Source organism: Corallococcus sp. BB11-1 (genome assembly GCF_026626625.1).
GTDB classification, from domain to species: domain Bacteria; phylum Myxococcota; class Myxococcia; order Myxococcales; family Myxococcaceae; genus Corallococcus; species Corallococcus soli.
The window spans coordinates 553,080-570,528 of the sequence record NZ_JAPNJY010000028.1; the positions used below are offsets into that span (position 1 = coordinate 553,080).

19 protein-coding genes are annotated in these 17,449 nt (G+C 71.1%); 17 read left to right on the plus strand and 2 right to left on the minus strand.

Features of this window, described 5'->3' with window-relative positions; genetic code table 11:
- Window position 1 precedes the first annotated feature (1 nt).
- From OV207_RS23660 to OV207_RS23700, 9 genes are all read left to right on the plus strand, one after another.
- Window positions 2-757 carry an MBL fold metallo-hydrolase gene (locus OV207_RS23660; protein WP_267557437.1) on the plus strand — a complete coding sequence of 252 codons (756 nt, stop codon included), beginning with the start codon at window positions 2-4 and terminating at the stop codon, window positions 755-757.
- Between the two features lie 95 nt (window positions 758-852).
- On the plus strand, window positions 853-1,704 hold the full coding sequence (accD, locus tag OV207_RS23665; RefSeq protein WP_193429815.1) for an acetyl-CoA carboxylase, carboxyltransferase subunit beta: 852 nt from the start codon (window positions 853-855) through the stop codon (window positions 1,702-1,704).
- Between the two features lie 19 nt (window positions 1,705-1,723).
- Window positions 1,724-3,007 (plus strand): bifunctional folylpolyglutamate synthase/dihydrofolate synthase, encoded by a 1,284-nt coding sequence (locus OV207_RS23670; RefSeq protein ID WP_267557440.1) that lies wholly within the window; start codon window positions 1,724-1,726, stop codon window positions 3,005-3,007.
- 39 nt (window positions 3,008-3,046) lie between these two features.
- A complete protein-coding gene (locus OV207_RS23675) occupies window positions 3,047-4,318 on the plus strand; it encodes an alpha/beta fold hydrolase (protein ID WP_324291560.1) in 1,272 nt (423 codons plus the stop codon).
- Between the two features lie 92 nt (window positions 4,319-4,410).
- Window positions 4,411-5,898 carry an AMIN domain-containing protein gene (locus OV207_RS23680; protein ID WP_267557445.1) on the plus strand — a complete coding sequence of 496 codons (1,488 nt, stop codon included), beginning with the start codon at window positions 4,411-4,413 and terminating at the stop codon, window positions 5,896-5,898.
- A 51-nt stretch (window positions 5,899-5,949) separates the two neighbouring features.
- Entirely contained in the window at window positions 5,950-8,631 is a 2,682-nt protein-coding gene (locus tag OV207_RS23685) for an LPS-assembly protein LptD (protein WP_267557447.1), read from the plus strand.
- A gap of 64 nt (window positions 8,632-8,695) precedes the next feature.
- Window positions 8,696-9,046: a helix-turn-helix domain-containing protein gene (locus OV207_RS23690; protein WP_014398120.1), complete on the plus strand. Its 351-nt coding sequence runs from the start codon at window positions 8,696-8,698 to the stop codon at window positions 9,044-9,046.
- Between the two features lie 149 nt (window positions 9,047-9,195).
- Entirely contained in the window at window positions 9,196-9,975 is a 780-nt protein-coding gene (locus tag OV207_RS23695; protein ID WP_267557452.1) for a TetR/AcrR family transcriptional regulator, read from the plus strand.
- The gene (locus OV207_RS23700; protein ID WP_267557455.1) at window positions 9,924-10,706 is read left to right on the plus strand and encodes an enoyl-CoA hydratase/isomerase family protein; all 783 of its coding nucleotides are present in this window, start codon (window positions 9,924-9,926) and stop codon (window positions 10,704-10,706) included. Before OV207_RS23695 ends, OV207_RS23700 begins: the two co-directional genes overlap by 52 nt.
- 74 nt (window positions 10,707-10,780) lie before the next feature.
- Here the strand turns inward: OV207_RS23700 and OV207_RS23705 are convergent, their stop codons facing one another.
- On the minus strand, window positions 10,781-11,830 hold the full coding sequence (locus tag OV207_RS23705; RefSeq protein WP_267557457.1) for a M23 family metallopeptidase: 1,050 nt from the start codon (window positions 11,828-11,830) through the stop codon (window positions 10,781-10,783).
- Window positions 11,831-12,144: 314 nt separating this feature from the next.
- On the opposite strand from OV207_RS23705, the gene OV207_RS23710 reads away from it, so the two are divergent.
- The 8 genes from OV207_RS23710 to OV207_RS23745 all read left to right on the plus strand — a co-directional run bounded on the left by OV207_RS23710 (window position 12,145) and on the right by OV207_RS23745 (window position 16,514).
- Window positions 12,145-12,657 carry a hypothetical protein gene (locus tag OV207_RS23710; RefSeq protein WP_267557460.1) on the plus strand — a complete coding sequence of 171 codons (513 nt, stop codon included), beginning with the start codon at window positions 12,145-12,147 and terminating at the stop codon, window positions 12,655-12,657.
- Window positions 12,658-12,679: 22 nt separating this feature from the next.
- Complete coding sequence (locus OV207_RS23715; protein ID WP_193429823.1) at window positions 12,680-13,444, plus strand: endonuclease/exonuclease/phosphatase family protein; 765 nt, start codon at window positions 12,680-12,682, stop codon at window positions 13,442-13,444.
- A gap of 179 nt (window positions 13,445-13,623) precedes the next feature.
- A complete protein-coding gene (locus tag OV207_RS23720) occupies window positions 13,624-14,094 on the plus strand; it encodes a phage holin family protein (RefSeq protein WP_267557462.1) in 471 nt (156 codons plus the stop codon).
- Window positions 14,084-14,293, plus strand: a complete 210-nt coding sequence (locus OV207_RS23725; RefSeq protein WP_193429825.1) for a DUF3618 domain-containing protein — start codon at window positions 14,084-14,086, stop codon at window positions 14,291-14,293. The genes OV207_RS23720 and OV207_RS23725 overlap by 11 nt, the downstream gene beginning before the upstream one ends.
- A 76-nt stretch (window positions 14,294-14,369) precedes the next feature.
- Window positions 14,370-14,567, plus strand: a complete 198-nt coding sequence (locus tag OV207_RS23730) for a hypothetical protein (protein ID WP_120532066.1) — start codon at window positions 14,370-14,372, stop codon at window positions 14,565-14,567.
- Between the two features lie 36 nt (window positions 14,568-14,603).
- The gene (locus OV207_RS23735; RefSeq protein WP_193429826.1) at window positions 14,604-14,987 is read left to right on the plus strand and encodes a hypothetical protein; all 384 of its coding nucleotides are present in this window, start codon (window positions 14,604-14,606) and stop codon (window positions 14,985-14,987) included.
- Between the two features lie 61 nt (window positions 14,988-15,048).
- The gene (locus OV207_RS23740; protein ID WP_193429827.1) at window positions 15,049-15,357 is read left to right on the plus strand and encodes a YtxH domain-containing protein; all 309 of its coding nucleotides are present in this window, start codon (window positions 15,049-15,051) and stop codon (window positions 15,355-15,357) included.
- Between the two features lie 284 nt (window positions 15,358-15,641).
- Window positions 15,642-16,514 carry a hypothetical protein gene (locus OV207_RS23745; protein ID WP_267557642.1) on the plus strand — a complete coding sequence of 291 codons (873 nt, stop codon included), beginning with the start codon at window positions 15,642-15,644 and terminating at the stop codon, window positions 16,512-16,514.
- Window positions 16,515-16,521: 7 nt separating this feature from the next.
- Here OV207_RS23745 and OV207_RS23750 read toward each other — a convergent pair whose 3' ends face one another.
- Window positions 16,522-17,388: a hypothetical protein gene (locus OV207_RS23750; protein ID WP_267557465.1), complete on the minus strand. Its 867-nt coding sequence runs from the start codon at window positions 17,386-17,388 to the stop codon at window positions 16,522-16,524.
- Between the last annotated feature and the right edge of the window lie 61 nt (window positions 17,389-17,449).

Here is a 17,449-nt window from a genome sequence, read left to right on the forward strand (position 1 = left end):
CGTGAAGCTGCAAGTCCTCGGGTGCCACGGCGGCGAGCTTCCCACGTGCAGGAGCACCTGCTTCCTCGTGGACGACGTGCTCGCGCTCGACGCGGGCGCACTCACCGGGACGCTTTCGCTGGAGCAGCTGTGCAAGGTCGACGACATCCTCGTCGGCCACAGCCACTTCGACCACGTGAAGGACCTGCCGCTGCTGGCCGACCTGGTCATCGGCCGGCGCGACAAGCCCGTCACCATCCACGCCTCCCGCGAGTGCGCCCGGGCGCTGCGCGAGAACATGTTCAACAACGCGCTGTGGCCGGACTTCACGCGCATCCCCACGCGCCACAAGCCCGTCCTGGCCATCAAGACCTTCCGCGCCGGCAGCACCTTCCAGGTGGGCCCCTACACAGTGAAGAGCGTGCCGGTGAGCCACCCGGTGGAGTCGTGCGCCTTCATCATCTCCGACGGGAAGTCCTCCCTCGCGATGAGCGGCGACACCGGCCCCACGGACAAGCTGTGGAAGGCGCTCAACGCCACGAAGAACCTCAAGGCGCTGCTGCTGGAGGCCAGCTTCCCCAACAGCCTCCAGGCCCTGGCGGACATCTCCGGCCACCTGACGCCCGCCACGGTGGGCTCGGAGCTGCGCAAGTTCGACCGCAACGGCGCCCAGGTGATGCTCTACCACCTGAAGCCCGCCTTCATCTCCCAGCTCAAGAAGGAGCTGGCCCCACTGCCGGTGAACGTCCTGGAGCTGGGGGAGACCTTCCAGTTCTAGGCGCCCCGCGCCCCTGGAAGAGGGGGGGCGTGCCGCGGCGCGCCGTACGGGGGTATTGACGGCTGTCGGCGGGCGGACTAACCCCTGGCGCCCTCATGGCCTGGTTCTCCAAGAAGCCCCGTATCGCCGTCGACCCCGAGCCTGTCGCCGAGCCCCAGCCGTCCCGCATGCAGGGCCTGTGGGCCAAGTGCGAGAGCTGCGACGAGATCATCTACCGTCAGGAGTTGGAGAAGAACTGGATGGTGTGTCCGCACTGCGAACACCACCACGCCTGGACGGCGCGCTCCCGGCTCGCGGCGACGTTGGATCCGGACTCCTTCGAGGAGTTCGACAAGGGACTGGAGCCGTTGGATCCGCTCGGGTTCAGCGACACCAAGAAGTACAAGGACCGGCTGAAGACCACGCGCAAGAACCTGGACGAGAACGACGCGTTCATCTCCGGCGTGGGCCGCATCGAGGGCCACCAGGTCTCCGTGGGCTGCTTCCTCTTCGAGTTCATGGGCGGCTCCATGGGCTCGGTGGTGGGGGAGAAGGTGACGCGCGTGTTCGAGCGCGCCTACGAGCTCAAGTGCCCCGCGCTGGTGTTCTCCGCGTCCGGAGGCGCGCGCATGCAGGAGGGCATCTTCTCCCTGATGCAGATGGCGAAGACGTCCGCGGCCATCGCGCGCTTCCGCAACAGCGGCAAGCCGTACGTGTCCGTGATGCTCAACCCCACCACCGGCGGCGTGGCCGCGTCCTTCTCCTGGCTGGGGGACGTCATCCTCGCGGAGCCGCACGCCCTCATCGGCTTCGCGGGCCCGCGCGTCATCGAACAGACCATCCGCCAGAAGCTCCCGGAGGGCTTCCAGCGCTCGGAGTTCCTGCTGGACCACGGGATGATCGACGCCATCATCCACCGCAAGGAACTGCGCGCGAAGCTGGGGCAGCTCCTGGGCCTGCTGGGGTAGGGCGGTCGCTTCTTCCGCCATGGACGCGCCCCGCACTCCCGAAGAGGCCCTGCGCTTCTTCCAGGCGCTCAACCCCTCCGGCATCAAGCTGGGGCTGGAGCGGGTGCGGGACGCGCTCCTCGCGTTGGGCCACCCGGAGCGGGACTACCCGGCGCTGCACGTCGCCGGCACCAACGGCAAGGGCAGCACCTGCGCCTTCGTGGCCCGCGCGCTCGAAGCCGCCGGCCACCGCGTGGGGCTCTACACGTCGCCGCACCTGGTGCGCGTCAACGAGCGCATCCGCGTGGCGGGCGAGGACATCCCGGACGACGTCTTCGGGCAGCGCATCCTGGAGGTGCTGGAGCGCTGCCCCTCCGCGCTGACGGACCCGATGACGTACTTCGAGTTCGGCACCGTGGTCGCCCTCTGGCACTTCTCGCGGGAGCGCGTGGACGTGGCCGTGCTGGAGACCGGCCTCGGCGGACGGCTTGACGCCACCAGCGCCGCGAGCCCCGTCGTCACCTGCGTCACCCCGGTGTCCTTCGACCACATGGAGTACCTGGGCCACACGCTCCGGGACATCGCCTGGGAGAAGGCGGGCATCTTCAAGCCCTCCGTGCCGGTGGTGCTCTCGCGCCAGGAGCCGGAGGCGATGGACGCGCTGCTGCGCCGCGCCGGACAGCTGGGCGTCCCCGTCGTCGTGGAGGGGCGCGACTTCCACCTGGAGGCCGGCGCCGACGGCGGGCTGGCGTACCGGGGGCCTGTCTGGTCGCTCGACGGCCTGACGCTGTCCCTGCGGGGACCCTACCAGCGGCAGAACGCGGCGGTGGCCCTGGCCTGCCTGGAAGCCCTCCAGGCGCGGGGCGTGGCGGTGACCCCGGAGGCGGCCCGGGAGGGGCTGGCCTCCGCGCGCTGGCCCGGCCGGCTGGAAGAGGTGGCGGCCCATCCCCCGGTGGTGGTGGACGGGGCCCACAACCCGGCGGGCGTGGCGGTGCTGCTGGAGGCCCTGGATGCCCTCTACGCGGGGCGTCCCCTGCACCTGGTGTTCGGGGTGGTGGCGGACAAGGACCGGGGCCCCATGATGCGCGCCCTGTTTCCGCGGGCAGCCTCCGTCCACCTCGCGCCGCTGGACACGCCGCGCTCGCTGGCGCCGGAGCGATACCTGGACGAAGCGCGCGCCGCGTGTTCACGCGTGGTCGCCCATGCCTCCCTGGCGGAGGCCCTGGCCGGAGCCCGGGTCGATGCTGACGGCAACCCGGGGGGATGGGTCCTTTGTACAGGTTCCCTCTTCCTGGTCGGCGCCGTGAAGCGATTGCTCGCGTGAAACCTTGGCGCAGCGCAGCAGCGGCAGTAACTTTGAGACATGCGCCTGCCGGACTGGAGATCGGCCCTCCCGGGCCCTCCGATGCCCACCGTCGATGAAGTCGACTTCCGGGCGCTGTACTCGAAGACGAACTACGTGGTGGAGACGGCGGACGGATGGTCGCTCGTCATCACGCGATACCGGCCGGTGAAACAGGCGTTCGCGCAGCCGCTGTTCGGTGAGCCGCTGCTGCTCGTGCACGGCTTCTCCCAGAACCGGCACACCTGGACCAGCGGCCAGTTCGTCAAGAACCTGCTGTTCTTCGGCGTGGACATCCACATCCTGGAGCTGCGCGGGCACGGCAAGAGCTCCATCGCGTTCCAGAAGGAGCGCGCCGAGCGCTTCAAGCGCCCGCTGCCCACGGACCTGGACTACGGCTGGGACCTGGACAGCTACTTCCTCTACGACCTGCCGGCGGCCGTCTCCGGCGTGAAGCGCATCACCCGCCGCGAGCGCGTCTTCTATTGCGGCCACTCCATGGGCGGCATGCTGGGCTACGGCTACGCCGGCATCCACGACGACTTCGAGGGCCTCATCACCATTGGCGCTCCCGCGGACCTGGGGCGCGGGTTCATGCTGCTGCGCATGCTGGCGCACGGCTCGCCGCTGCTGGCCAGCGCGGTGGACATGGCGCTGGGCGGGATGAACCTGAACCGCCGCGCGACGTCGTTCGGCCGCTCGCTGCTGGCGAAGGGGGCGGGCGCCTTCAACCCGGAGCTCCAGAAGCGCCTGACGGGGGACACCCCGAAGTCGCTCGTGTTCAACGCGGTGCCGGTGGACGTCGTCCTGAAGTTCGCGGAGCGACAGCTGGCGCAGGCGGATGACTCCAAGCTGTATCAGCGTTTCACGCGCAAGCTGAACCGGCTGGTCAACACCGAACGCGTCAGCCGCGACGACATCCGCTGGCTGCTGCGCGAGGGCGGCGAGCGCGAGCCGCGCAAGGTGATTGAGCAGTTCGCCCGGTGGATCCGCCGGGGCGAGATGGTCTGCTACCGCACCGACTACGACTTCAAGCGCGGCTTCGGGAAGATTGAAATCCCCATGGCCATCATCTTCGGGGACCTGGATCCACTGGCCTCCGTGGAGTCCACCCGCAGCGTGTATCGCGCGGCGAAGAGCGAATACCTGCTGTGGCGGCCCGTGAAGGGCAACAGCCACGTCGAGCTGACCATGGGGCACGACATCCGGCAGATCTGCTACGACATCAAGAATCTCATTGAATACACACGCACGCACCGCACGCGCTCGCCAAGCCTGCCTCGCTTGCGTTGAAGCGCGGACGTTCCGGCCGACCTGAAAAGTTGGAGCCTCCCGGCTGCGTGCTAATTTCGCGCGCCTCTGACGTACGTCAATGGGAGTGGTCGATGAAGGCCTTTGCGGTGTCGCTGCTCGGATGGGTGCTCGTGCCCCTGGTGGCGCTGGCGCAGCAGTCGGCGCCGGCGGACCTCAACACCATCACCCGCATCAGCGTGAACGGTGGGACGGTGGAGATCACCGGCAGCAAGAAGCCGGACTTCAACAGCTTCACCATGACGGATCCCCCCCGGCTGGTGCTGGACGTGTCCGGCGCCGTCTTCCAGGGCGTGGATGAGGAGCAGCCGGTGGGCAACGGCACCGTCACCGGCATCCGCACCGCCACGTACGGCACCGAGTCCGCCTCCATCGCGCGCATCCTCATCGGCTACGAGCGCGAGGTGGAGACCGACATCCAGTCCTCCGGCAACACGCTGGTGGTGAAGGTCCTGGGCGGCGGCGGGGCGGCCGTCGCCGCGAACACGCCGGCGCAGCCGCAGGGCACCGCGGCCGCGGGCAACGCGCCCACCGGGGCCAACGCCCAGGACGCGGCCCGCGCCGCCGCGTCGGACCGCGAGGCCCAGGAGAAGGCCGCCAGGGCCGCCGCCGACGCCGCCCGCGCGGACCGCGAGGCCCAGGAGAAGGCCGCCGCCGAGGCCGCCGCCCGCGCCAAGGCGGACGCGGACACCGAGCGCCAGAAGCAGGAGGAGGCCCGCCTCGCCTCGCAGCGCCAGGACGCGGAGCGCCGGGCCTCCGAGGAGGCCGCCGTCGCCGAGCGCAAGCGCCAGGAGGAGGACGCCCGCGTGGCCGCGAAGCGCGCGGAGGACGAGCGCCGCGCCACCGAACAGGCCGCCGCCGAGGCGAAGCGCCAGCAGCAGGAGCAGGCCCAGGCCTCCGCGAAGAACACCCAGGAGCAGCAGCGCGCCGCGGCCCAGGCCGCCGCGGAGGAGAAGCGCGCCGCGGCCCAGGCCGCCGCGGAGGAGAAGCGCGCCGCCGCGCAGGCCGCCGCCGAGGCGAAGCGCCAGCAGCAGGAGCAGGCCCAGGCCTCCGCCCAGGCCCGCCGCGAGGAGCAGCAGCAGGCCCGCGTCGCCGCCGCCGAGGCGAAGCGCCAGCAGGCCCAGGAGGCCCGCGAGCGCCGCCAGGAGCGGACGGTGGCGTCCCGCGCGACGCCCTCGCGCGCCCCGAGCCAGGGCAGCGCGGCGCGCGCGCGCGGCGGGGGACAGACGTCGTCGCGCCGCAAGACGATGACGCTGGTGGGCTTCCAGCAGCAGCCGGACAGCTCGCGCGTGTTCGTGCGCACCAACGAAGCGGTGGCCTACAACGTGAGCGAGTCCGGCAACCAGGTGGTGCTGGAGCTGGAGAACACGCGCGTGGTGGAGTCCAACAACACGCTGCCCCTGGACACGCACTTCTTCCCGTCGGCGGTGACGCGCGTGGAGGCGTTCGCCGGCGCCGGCAACACCGTGCGCGTCGTCATCCAGCTGCGGCAGGGCGTTCGCTACCAGACGCGGCAGGACGGGGGGCTCATCACCCTCGACTTCCCGCGTCCGGGCCGCTAGGACGGGGCGGGCGCCGTTGCCGGCACGGCGCCCACCACCCCCGCCCCCTGCATGACCTTCCTTGCTCCGGTCGCCCTGACGCTCCTGGTGTCGGCCCAGATTCCGCTGGCCACCCAGGTGGAACTGCCCACCGGCGAGGTCGTGGAGCTGGCGGCAGACTACGTCGTCTACGAATCGGACATCCTCACCGCGCGGGGCCACTGCGAGCTGCGCAGCGGCGACAACGTCCTGCGCGCGGACGAGGTCACGTACAACGAGGCCACCCAGGTGGCCACCGCCACCGGCAACGTGATGTTCGTCAGCGGCACGCTGGCGGCCATCGCGGACGACGTGCGCGTGGACCTGCGCTCCAACGAGGCCAACGTGAAGGGCGGCCTCTTCATGCAGAAGAAGGGCGTCACGCCTGAAGCCCTCCAGGCCGCGAAGACCCCGGACGAACTGCGCAAGCTGGGGGAGACGCCCGTCCTGCTGAGCGGCACGCGCATCCGCCGCACCGGGGAGGCGTCCTTCTCCGTGGACGGCCTGGCCTTCACGCCGTGCCAGTGCGGCCCGGGTGAGCCTGGCTGGCGCGTGGAGGCGAAGGAGGCCAGCGTCGTCATGGGTGAGCGGGCCATCCTCACCTGGCCCGTGGTGTACGTGCGCTCGGTGCCGGTGTTCGCGCTGCCGTGGCTGTACCTGCCCCTGGCCGAGCGCCGCTCCGGCCTGCTGATTCCCCGCCCGGCCAACTCCGGCCTCAACGGCTTCGCGCTGGACGTGCCCGTCTTCCTCACGCTGGGGGAGAGCTACGACATCACCCTCACGCCCGGCTACTACACGGGCGGAGGCGACATCGACAACGTCGTGAACGACGTGGTCGTCCGCGAGCCGCGCCCCAACGGCGTGCAGGGGCCCCGGCTGCACACGGAGTTCCGCTACGTCCCCAGCGACCGCACCCGGGGCCGCGCCACGCTGGGCCTGCTCTACGACCTGCGGCCCCGGCTGAACCCCATCACCGGGGCGTTCTTCCGGCCCTATGACTTCGCCACGGATCCGCCCACCCAGCTGTCCCAGCAGATCGTGGACGAGAAGCGCGGGCTCCGGGGCGAAGCCTCCTGGCAGCACACGCAGGACCTGGGTGACGGCTGGTATGATCGGGTGGACGCGTACGTCGTGTCGGACGGCTTCTACACGCGCGACCTCACCGCCGACCTGCTGGTGCAGAACAACAACTACCTGCGCAGCAGCGCCGTCGTGTACCAGCGCAAGGAGGACCGCTACCTGGGGCTGGACGTGTCGCTGCGCCAGGACCTGCGCTACCCCTACCGCTTCTTCAGGATGAACGTCATCCCCGCGGTGGCCACCCCGGACAACGTCGCGGTGGACCCCCACGGGCCCACGACCTTCCAGCGGCTGCCGGGCATCACCCTGGCCCTCCCCGAGCGGCCCCTCTTCGGCGGGAGCGTGATGGGCGGGATGCAGGTGGAGTACAGCCGCCTGTCGCCCCTGCGCAGCGCCTTCGCGGACGACGGCCGGGACGGCATGTTCGCGCCGTACGGCCTCTGGCGCCCGGCGTCCGCGCCGCTGAACGTCGACTACTTCAGCCTCCCCGTGGACGAACTGGAGGGCAATGGCCGCCTCGACGCCTCCGAGCGCGAGGGCCGCGACCGCGTCACCCTGCTGCCGCGCCTGTCCACGTCCTACGGGCTGGGCCCCTGGGCGCGGCTGACGCCGTCGCTGGCGGTGCGCCAGGACTTCTCCGTGGGCGAGTCCTCCGGCCGCACCGCCCAGCGCGGCTACCCGATGGCGGACCTGGTGCTGGACTCGCAGCTGGCCCGCACGTTCACCGACAAGGACACGCTCTACCGCCACACGGTGTCCCCGTCGGTGGCGCTGCGCTACGTGCCCGGCGGCTGGGGCCGGACGCTCACCGCCGCGCGGGCGGAGGGCCCCGGCACCGTGCCGCTCGTCTACGACGAGGTGGACACCGCGGTGCCGCTCCAGTCCGACGGCCGCGTGCGGGGCTTCCTCCAGGCCGTGGTCGCCGTGGACCAGTCGCTGCGCGTGCGCAAGGGCCCCACCACCCGCGAACCCCTGCGCCTGCGCATCGGTCAGGGCTTCGACTTGTCCCGCCATGCCCCCATCGCCGGACGGGACTCCGTGCAGGGCGGCGTGCTGCGCGACACCTTCGCGCGCCTGTCCGCCAGCGCCGGCGTCCTCACCGCGGGCGCCCTCGTGCGCATGGACCCCACGACGGGGAACCTCACCCAGCTGGGCGCCGACTTCACCATCGACAACGGCAAGGGCAACGCGCTGTACGGCCGCTACGACGACCTGCTCGCGGTGAAGCAGCTCTCCATCGACCGGGGGTTGGATCCGCTCGCGCAGGGGCCCGACTTCGTGCGGCGGGGCATTGACATGCTGGTGGGAGACGCACCCCGCCCCCTGCCGTCACACACCGATCAGCTCGACCCCTCACCGACCGAACGGACGCAGGCTCTCACTGCCGGTACGCGAATCAAGCTCGGATTCGGGCTCGGGTTGCGATACGAAGCGTTGGTGCAGCCCCTCTATAAGGATCCGTCTACCCAGGAAAGTCAGCCCCTTGCCCAGCAGACCTTTGGCGTGTCCTACGGGCCCGCCTGTGACTGTTGGCGCATCGAGGGGGTGGTGATCCTGCGGCGCAATCAGTCGCCGGAATTCGCCGGTGTGAATTTCAGCGTCGCCGGTTTCGGATCCTTCGGTTCGGGGGGTTAGGAATCACCCGTCGTACGCGAGGGTTGCACTCACCTCGAAACATCCCCCCCAGGAGAAGTCTTTCGTGTCGGACCTCGGAAAAAGAATTGGCCAGCGCATTCGCGAGCTTCGCACGCAGCGCCCGGAGCGATGGACGCAGGAGGAGCTCGCTGAGCGGGCACAGATCAGCGTGTCCTTCCTGTCGATGATCGAGCGCGGCGAGCGTGTCCCCCATGTGGAGACGCTCGCGGCGCTCTCCAACGCCCTCAGCGTCAGCCTCGGTGAGCTCTTCACGGGCACCGAACAGACGCCCGCCCAGACGGAGGATCTGCTGCGTCCCTTGTCGGACTTCGCCCGCGCCCGGGGCCTCAACGCCCGGGACGTGGACCGCCTCCTGGGGGTCGCCCGGGTGATGTTCAACGGCTCGGCCGCCTGACGCCTTCCAGGCAGGCTGTCGCCCATCCAAAGCCTTCCGCCCGCCTCCCCCTCGGCGTGGCGGAAGGCCCCACGTAAGGATTGACCCCGGGGCCCTGCGTCCGTAGCGTGGCTGACTGATTTTCGAATCAACCAGCCATGGGAGGACGCGTGGGCCAGCAGAAGTCGGCACCGGAAGCCGGGACGCGGGAGAGCGAGCGTCGCCGGACCATCCTGCGGGCCGCCATCGACGTGTTCGCCCGCAAGGGCTACCACGGCTGCCGCATCGCGGACGTCGCCAAGGAGGCGGGCGTCGCGTACGGGCTCGTCTACCACTACTTCAAGAACAAGGATGAGCTGCTGGAGACCGTCTTCGAGACGGGCTGGAGCGGCTTCATCTCCCGCGCGCGGCTGGTGGCGGAGAGCGAAGGCCCGCTGGTGGACAAGGTGCGCCGCATCGCGGACGTGGCCTTCGAGGCCTACCGTGTCGACCCGCGCGCGGTGAAGGTCCTCATCCTTGAAATCGCCCGCAGCCCCGCGGGGGCCCGCATCAACCGGCAGACGGCCTTCGTGGACGTCATCCGCCTGAGCGCGCAGATGTTCACCCGCGCGAAGGAGTCCGGGGAGCTGCGCCCGGACGTGGACCCGCTGCTCGCCTCCGCGCTCCTCTTCGGCTCCATCGAGATGGGGCTCACGGCCTTCGTGGTGGGCCTCGCGGACGCGCGCGACACCGTGATGCTGGAGCGAGCCAAGGCGCAGATCGCCGACTCCTTCCTCCACGGCGTCCTGGTCTCCACCGGCGAGCCTTCCCGAAGCGCGCCGTCCCAGCCCGAGCCGTTGAAGGGCGAGCCGTCGAAGGTCGACGATCCAAAGAGCGAGCCCCCCCCGGAGGAGTCCACATGGAAGCGGGAGAAGTCCGGTACGAAGTCGAAGGCGCCCAAGCGCGGCTGACCATTGATCGGCCGAGGGCGCGCAACGCGCTGTCGCCCGGCGTGATTCAAGGCCTGCTCGACGCGCTGGAGCGCGCGGACGCGGATCCGGCGGTGCGCGTGCTCGTGCTCACCGGCGCGGGGGAGAAGGCGTTCTGCGCGGGCGGGGACCTGGGGGCGCTCGCCGGGGACGGCGGCTTCCTGGCCACGCACGAGGGGCGGCGCTCCTACGGGCGGCTGCTCACGCGCTTCCAGGAGGTGCGCAAGCCCACCGTGGCCCGCGTCAACGGCCACGCGCTGGCGGGCGGGCTGGGCCTGGTGCTCGCGTGCGACCTGGCCGTGGCCGTGGAGGGCGCGGACCTGGGCACCCCCGAAATCGACGTGGGGCTCTTCCCCATGATGATGATGGCGCTGCTGCAGCGGCACCTGGGCCGCAAGCGCGCGCTGGAGCTGGTGCTCACCGGGGACCGGCTGCCCGCGCGCGACGCCCTGGCGCTGGGCCTGCTCAACCGCGTGGTGCCCGCCGCGGAGCTGGACGCCACGGTGGCCGCGCTCGCGGGGAAGCTCGCCGGCAAGAGCCAGGCGGTGCTGGCCCTGGGCCGCCGCGCCTTCTTCACGGCGGAGGACCTGACGCTGCCGGCCGCGCTGGAGTTCCTGTCCTCGCAGCTGTCGTTGAACGTGCTCGCGGACGACGCGGCCGAGGGCGTGACGGCCTTCCTGGAGAAGCGTCCCCCGCAGTGGAAGGACCGGTAGTCCGCCGCGCGCACGAGGCGGGCGCGGCGGTGGTGCAGCTCCACGCGCGCGAACCGGTGACGCCCGACGAGGCGCTAGGGATTCGCCAGGTCGGGTGAGCTGACGGCCACGCCCGGCGACTCCTGCTCGCCCAGGAAGTCCAGCTTGAGCAGCGTCTGGCCATCCACCCACCGGTCGTCCGCCTTCACACCCCAGTGGAGGTGGGGACCGGTGACGCGGCCGGTGCTGCCCACCAGCCCCAGCCCGTCCCCCAGCTTCACCCGCGCGCCGTTCTTCACGTCGATGCGCGACAGGTGGAAGTACGCGGTGTAGAGGCCCGCGCCGTGGTGCACGAGCACGGTGTTGCCGGAGGCGTAGTTGTCGCGCGCCATCACCACCGTGCCGTCGTTGGCGGCGAACACCGGCGCGCCCGGGTCGCCATCCAGGTCCACGCCGAAGTGCTGGCTCTGCAGCTTGCCGTTGAACGAGCGGCGGTCGCCGAAGGGCGCCGTCACCGTGTCCTGCCGGGGCCACGCGAAGTTCTGTCCGAACAGCGGCGCCTGGAACGGCTGCGCGAACGCCTCGGCGAACGCCTTGCGGTCCGCCGCCATGCGCGCCTTCACCGCCTTGGGCGGCGACACGTACTTGCCGGCCACGCGCAGCTGGCGCTCGCGGTAGCCCGGCGCCAGCACCTCCAGCGTGCCCGACAGCGCCACCGGCAGGCCCTTGCCGGGGGCCACCACGTCCAGCACCTCCGCGCCCGCGTTGAGCTCCACCGGGAGGCTGGTGAGGGCGGCGTGGCCCTCCTTCCACGCGAAGAAGCGCAGCGGCCTGCCCCCCAGCGTGCCGGTGGGGAGCGCGGACGCGCCGCGCACCATCACCAGCACCGGATCCCCCGGCTTCGCGCTGGTCGGCTGGAACGCGAGCGCGGGCCGGTCCAGCACCGCGCCCTGGGCGGCCTTCACCGTCAGGGGGGCCATCTCACCGTGGACGACGGCGCCCGGCGCGCGAGGGCCCGGCGTGGGCGTGGCGCCCGTCAGCCCGGAGGCGGGGGCGGCGGGCGGCGCGGCGGCGAGCGCCGAGGGCCCGGAGGCGAGCAGGGTGAGGAGCAGGACGGAGGACGCGGAATGATTCCGGGCGGGCATGGGCCGTTCTTTACACCACGCGCGCGCGGAACCTTCCCGGACCGGCGTGGCAGGTGTCGGTTGGCCGCACTGCCGGACGAAAGGGCCCGCCTGGAGGTCTGCTGTCCGACGTCTGGTCGCCCGCCCCGGAGGCGGGCGGCGAACGCGTGCCATTGTCGGTACTTGCGTGCCCTGGAAGGCGAAAGTGTGTTCTTGGCCGGACGTGCGGCAGGCAGCCGTCTCGGATCCTCACTGTCAAGCCGTTACGGACGCAGGAGGGCTCCCTAGCTTCTCCCCATCAACGCAGCGCATTGATTTCGAAAGGGAGAGCGCGCATGCCTCGCTCCTATAGCTTCGACCACTTCCAGGTTCCCAAGACGTTGCCGGTGCAGAAGCGCGGCCTGCGGCAGCGGGACAAGGAGCAGCTCGTCCAGTCCTCGCAGGTGATGGTCGACGACCAGGAGGGCGTCCACTACGGCAAGAGCCACGCGCAGACGGAGGAGATCCTCATGGCGCGCAAGATGGAGCGTCAGCTGGAGGAGCTGGCCCGTCCGGAGCCGGACGCCAAGTTCAGCCACGCGCAGCCGGCGCGCTCCAGCGGGGGCGGCAAGAAGCGCAAGGCGGCCTCGGCGCCCATCATCGGGACGACGGCGCCCATCGGGGCCCTGCCGACCACGAAGGAGCCGCTGCCGTCGCAGGGCCAGCTGACGGACCTGGTCGACGAGGCCCGCCGGCAGCTGAAGGCCATCCAGTCCGGCGTGGGCGACGTGGCGTCGGCCGTGCAGCGGCTGGCCGCGCTGCCCCTGGAAGTGGTCCGACTGGCGGCCCGCCGCATCATCCCGGGCTGACGAAGGGGAGGGTGGACGACGCGTGGAGCTGACCCTCGTCTCGTACAACATCCACAGCGGCATCGGCGTGGACGGGAACTTCGACCTGTCCCGCGTGGGCGCGGTGCTCCGCGAGGTGAACGCGGACATCGTCGCCCTCCAGGAGGTGGGCGACTTCCGGGGCAAGACGTCCCGGGAGGATCAGCCCGAACACCTGGCGGAGATGCTGGGCCTGCACATGGCCTTCGGGCCCAACGTGGTCCGCAACGGCCGGCGCTACGGCAACGCCATCCTCAGCCGGCTGCCCGTCATCAAGTCGAAGAACTACGACCTCAGCGTGACGGGGCGCGAGCCCCGGGGCGCGCTGCGATGCGACCTGGACCTGGGGGACGGCAAGCAGTTGCACGTCTTCTGCCTCCACCTGGGCCTGTCGGTGAGTGAACGGCGGCGGCAGGAGTCGCTGCTCCTGTCCGCGGACCTGCTCCGGGACGCGGCGCGCAAGGACCCGATGGTGGTGTGCGGGGACTTCAACTCCTGGGGCAACGGGCCGGTGTCGTCGCTGGTGCGGGAGGCCATCCACGACGCCGCGTTCGAACTGGGCGCCGCCGCGCGCACGTACCCCACGCGGCTGCCGTTGTTCCGGTTGGACCGCATCTACGTGGACTCGGGGGTGCGCCCGGTGTCGGTGACGCCGCACCGCACCCCGCTGAGCCGGGTGGCGTCCGACCACCTGCCGCTCGTCATGCGCTTTGAAGCGCCCATCCCCGTGCAGCCGCCCCAGGCGCCGCCGGTGGAGTTGATCGGCTAAGGGACCCGCGTCAGCGCGGCGCGATGGGCTAGGGTGACGGGGGTCCGGAGGTTTCTCGCGTTGAGTGGCCGACGCTTGCGAACGCCGGACAGTTTCGCCGGGATGTGGTTGTCGCGGCGGGCAGGGGTGCCTAGGTTGGCGCCCACGCGCACAGGACGTGAGCGTCGGCCGGAGAGCGCATGCACGTGGGCAGTGAACAGACGGATCGCGGCGTGGCCGCACTCGTCGGGCGCATGGCGGACGGCTTCAGTCGGCTGGTGACGCAGCACCTGCAGCTGGCGCGGTTGGAGATCGCGGAGGACGCGAAGGCGGTGGGCCTGGACGTGGCGAGCATCGCCGTGTTCGTGCCCTTCCTCCTCGTGGGCTACGCGTTCGTCTGCGGCGCGCTGGCGGCCCTCCTGGCCACCTGGCTGGGGTGGGCGGGTGCGTTGGCGCTGGTGGGCGGCGTGAACCTCGTCGGGGGCTGCTTCGGCATCCTGCGCGCGGTGAAGCGCATGAAGTCCCGGCAGATGATGGATGACAGCGCGAGCGAGCTGTCGCGCAGCATGGCGGCGCTCACCTCGGCGCGCCCGCAGGCGGTGGCGGCGCCCGGGGTGAACTCGCTCAAGGACACGGGCAAGGTCTTCAAGGAGTCGCGGGATGGCCGCTAGCAATGGAACACTGCCGCGCACGAGCGCGGCGCTTCGCGAGGAAATCGAGCGCACCCGGGCCGACCTGGCCACGTCGGTGAGCGCGCTGCGCGAGGAGGTGGCGGTGGCCACCGACTGGCGCCAGTGGGTGCGGCGTCATCCCTACGCCTGCGTGGGGACCGCCTTCCTGGTGGGGTACGTGGTGGGCTCGCGGCGCTGAAGGCAGGCGCTGGCGGGCGGTGATGAACACATTCTTTCTGGACGCATCGAGAACGAACGCACAGCAGAGGGCTTCCATGGAAATCAATCCGCAGCAGATGTCGGACCGGGCGCGGCAGCTTCAGGACCAGGTGATGCCGCAGGTGGATGAGGCGCGGCAGAACCTGGTGGACCTGAACCGCCAGGTGGTGGGCTTCATCCGGGCGAACCCCGGGACGTGCCTGCTGGGCGCCATCGCGGTGGGTTTCCTGGTGGGCCGGATCGCCTCGCGCTGACCGCCCTTCGGGACGGTCCTGGAAGGGAGCACGACCATGACGACGTATTCGGGCACGACGGGCAATGGCAGCGCCGGTGAGCACGCTGACGACGCGGGCTTTGGCCAGCGGGTGGATCAGCTGGGCTCTGACGCGCAGCAGTTCATCGACAACGCGCGCAGCGCGGTGGCGGACCTGGGGCAGTCGCTGGACCTGAAGGGCCGCGTGGAGCGCAATCCGTACGGCACCCTGGCCATCGCCGCGGGCGTGGGCTACGTGCTGGGCGGAGGCCTCTTCACGCCGCTGACGGCGCGCATCCTGAAGCTGGGCGTGCGGCTGGCCGCGCTGCCCTTCGTGAAGGACGAACTGGTCGGGATGGCCGAGTCGGCCTTCCAGGGCTACCAGACGGGCCGTGGTCCGCCGCCGTCGGGCAGCGTCTAGGTTTCATCCGCGCCACACGCGTTTGTTTTTTCCACTGAAGTCTCCTCCCCCGGAGTCGGACATGCTGAGCCTGAAGGACTTGAAGAAGCTGGACCGCGACGACCTGCTGGACCTCGTCGGCCTGGAGACGCGCCGCACCACCGCGGAGGCGACGCTGCCCGCGCTGGGCATCTTCGCCGCCGGCCTGCTGGTGGGCGTGGGCGTGGGCCTGCTGCTCGCGGACAAGCCGGGGACGCAGCTGCGCGGCGACCTGCGCACCAGGCTGCAGGGCGGCCAGGACAAGCTCGTGGGCGCCATCAACAACGCGCGCGGCACGGAGACGCAGCAGGGCGCGGGCTCCACGGTGCCGCCGGGTTCGCGCACGACCTGATTCCAGGCGGGCGTTGAAGTCCACGCGAAGCCTCTTCCCGCGAGCGGGGAGGGGCTTTCGTGTTTCAATGGCCAGAGATTCCCGGTCATGTCCTGTCAGGAGCACGCACCGTGAGCGCGGCGAAGAATCGGCGGACGAAGCAGACCCCGCCTTCCGGTACGGAGGAGCCCCAGGTGACTCCGGGCCGTGTGTCCCGGCCCCTGCGCCACGACACGCCCGTGGATGTCCCCGCCGTGGACCCGGCGGCCCTGTCCGCCCGGAACCCGGAGACGCCGTGGGGCGGGATGACCTCCGGGCCGGAGTCCGCGCTGGGCCAGCTGCGCGCGCTGGAGACGCTGGAGTCCACCTATGACGCCTGGGCGGAGTTGAAGCGCGACCACGCGGCTTCGCTCATCCAGTTCCGCGAAGAGCAGGCGCGGCTCGCGCAGCAGGGCGCCTTCCTCCTGGGCGCGGTGCGCGCGGCCGGCATGGACTCCGGTGGCAATTCGGGGCCGGGCCTCCAGCCGCAGGGCGCCGCCAGCGACTTCCTGCGCGACGCGGAATCCAAGCTCGCGAAGGCGCGCGACGCCGTCCTCCAGCGTGAGGCGGAGAGCGAGGCCCGCTATCAGGCCGCGTTCACCGAAGTGCGCGCCACGCTGTTGGACCGCGTCCGCCGCTCGCTCGAAAGCCTCCGGCCCCACCTCACGCTGCTGCTGCGCCGCGTGGGCGCGGAGCGCTCCATCCTCCACGTCGCGCGCGTGCGGCCGGACGAAGCCGTCCTGCTCTGCTACCTGCTCACCGCGCGCGTGCCCTCGCGCTACGGCTTCCTCTTCGATGACTCCACCGAGGACCTGGCGCTCGCGCCCGCGCCGCTCTACCCGGAGGAGTCCGTCCCCGAGGACGGCGTGCGCCCGGATGCCCGGGGACTGCTGTCCGTCATCGACGCCAGCGCGGAGGTCCTGCCCCTGAAGGGCTTCGTGCCCCTGCGCGTGCCGCGTCCCGGAGGAGGGGAGGACTTCTTCCGCCTCCTCCAGCGCGGCGCCGTGATGGAGGTCGAGATCGCGGACGGCCCGGACTTCCGCAGCATCCTCACCCGCGAGGAGGCGGAGCGCTTCGCCGGCCACCTGCTGCGCCTCAAGCTGGAGGGGCGCATCGGCCTGGACATCGAAGCGGGGTAGCCGGCGCTCAGTTCGTCCGGACGATGCCGACTTCCGCGGTGCCTGCCAGCATCACGCTGCCCAGGAAGAGGTTGTCGGACTCCGCGCCGCCCATGCGCACGGCCTGGAAGATGACCAGGTACGTCTGCTTCGGGTTCGGGAACGCGGTGCCGGGGATCGTCACGCGCGCCTCCCGGAAGGTGGCCGGCACCGCCGCCAGTTGGAGGAACTCCACCGGCGTCGTCGGCACGTTGGAGTACGTGGCCGTGCCCTTCTCGCCGTTCGCGCTCAACGGCACCACCGTGACGAAGCCCAGCGTGCGGTCCGTGTTCGCAGGCGGCGCCGGCCTGTCGAAGCCGAAGGCCGTGTTCGCGTTGAGCCGCACGAAGCCCTCCGCCGGATGCAGCGCCGTGATGGCCTCCTTCGTGGGCGAGTTCTCCACCTGGCCCACGTACCGCACGTTGTCCTTGTTCGCCGTGAAGGAGTACGTGGCCCCCGACGCGTACGTCAGGTCGTCCGTGGAGTCGCTCGTCACGCCGTAGCTGCCGCCGCCCTGGCCGTTGAGCGCCACCGGCGTCGCCGAGCCCACGGGTTGCAACGCCACGGTGGCCCCGCTGACGCCCTCGGGCTGCGAGTTCGCCCCCGACTTCGTCCCGAAGAACACGAAGGCCGCCGTCTGCGCGGGGAAGGACACCACGTCCATGCCCCCGTCGCCGAAGGTCCCCGCATCGTAGCCCGCCATCGCGGTGGCGGACACGTCCACCTGCGGCGTGGCCAGCAGCGTGCCCACCATGACGTGATCCGCGGAGAGCTGGTTGCCCGTCTTCTCCAGATCGCAGGCCAGGGGCGACAGCAGGGACACGGCGGCGGCGGCGGACAGCAACAGGCGTTTCATGGGCGGCTCTTTCGGAGGGGGCTCGGGCCAGGTGATGCGGCAGCCAACCATACCCCGCGTA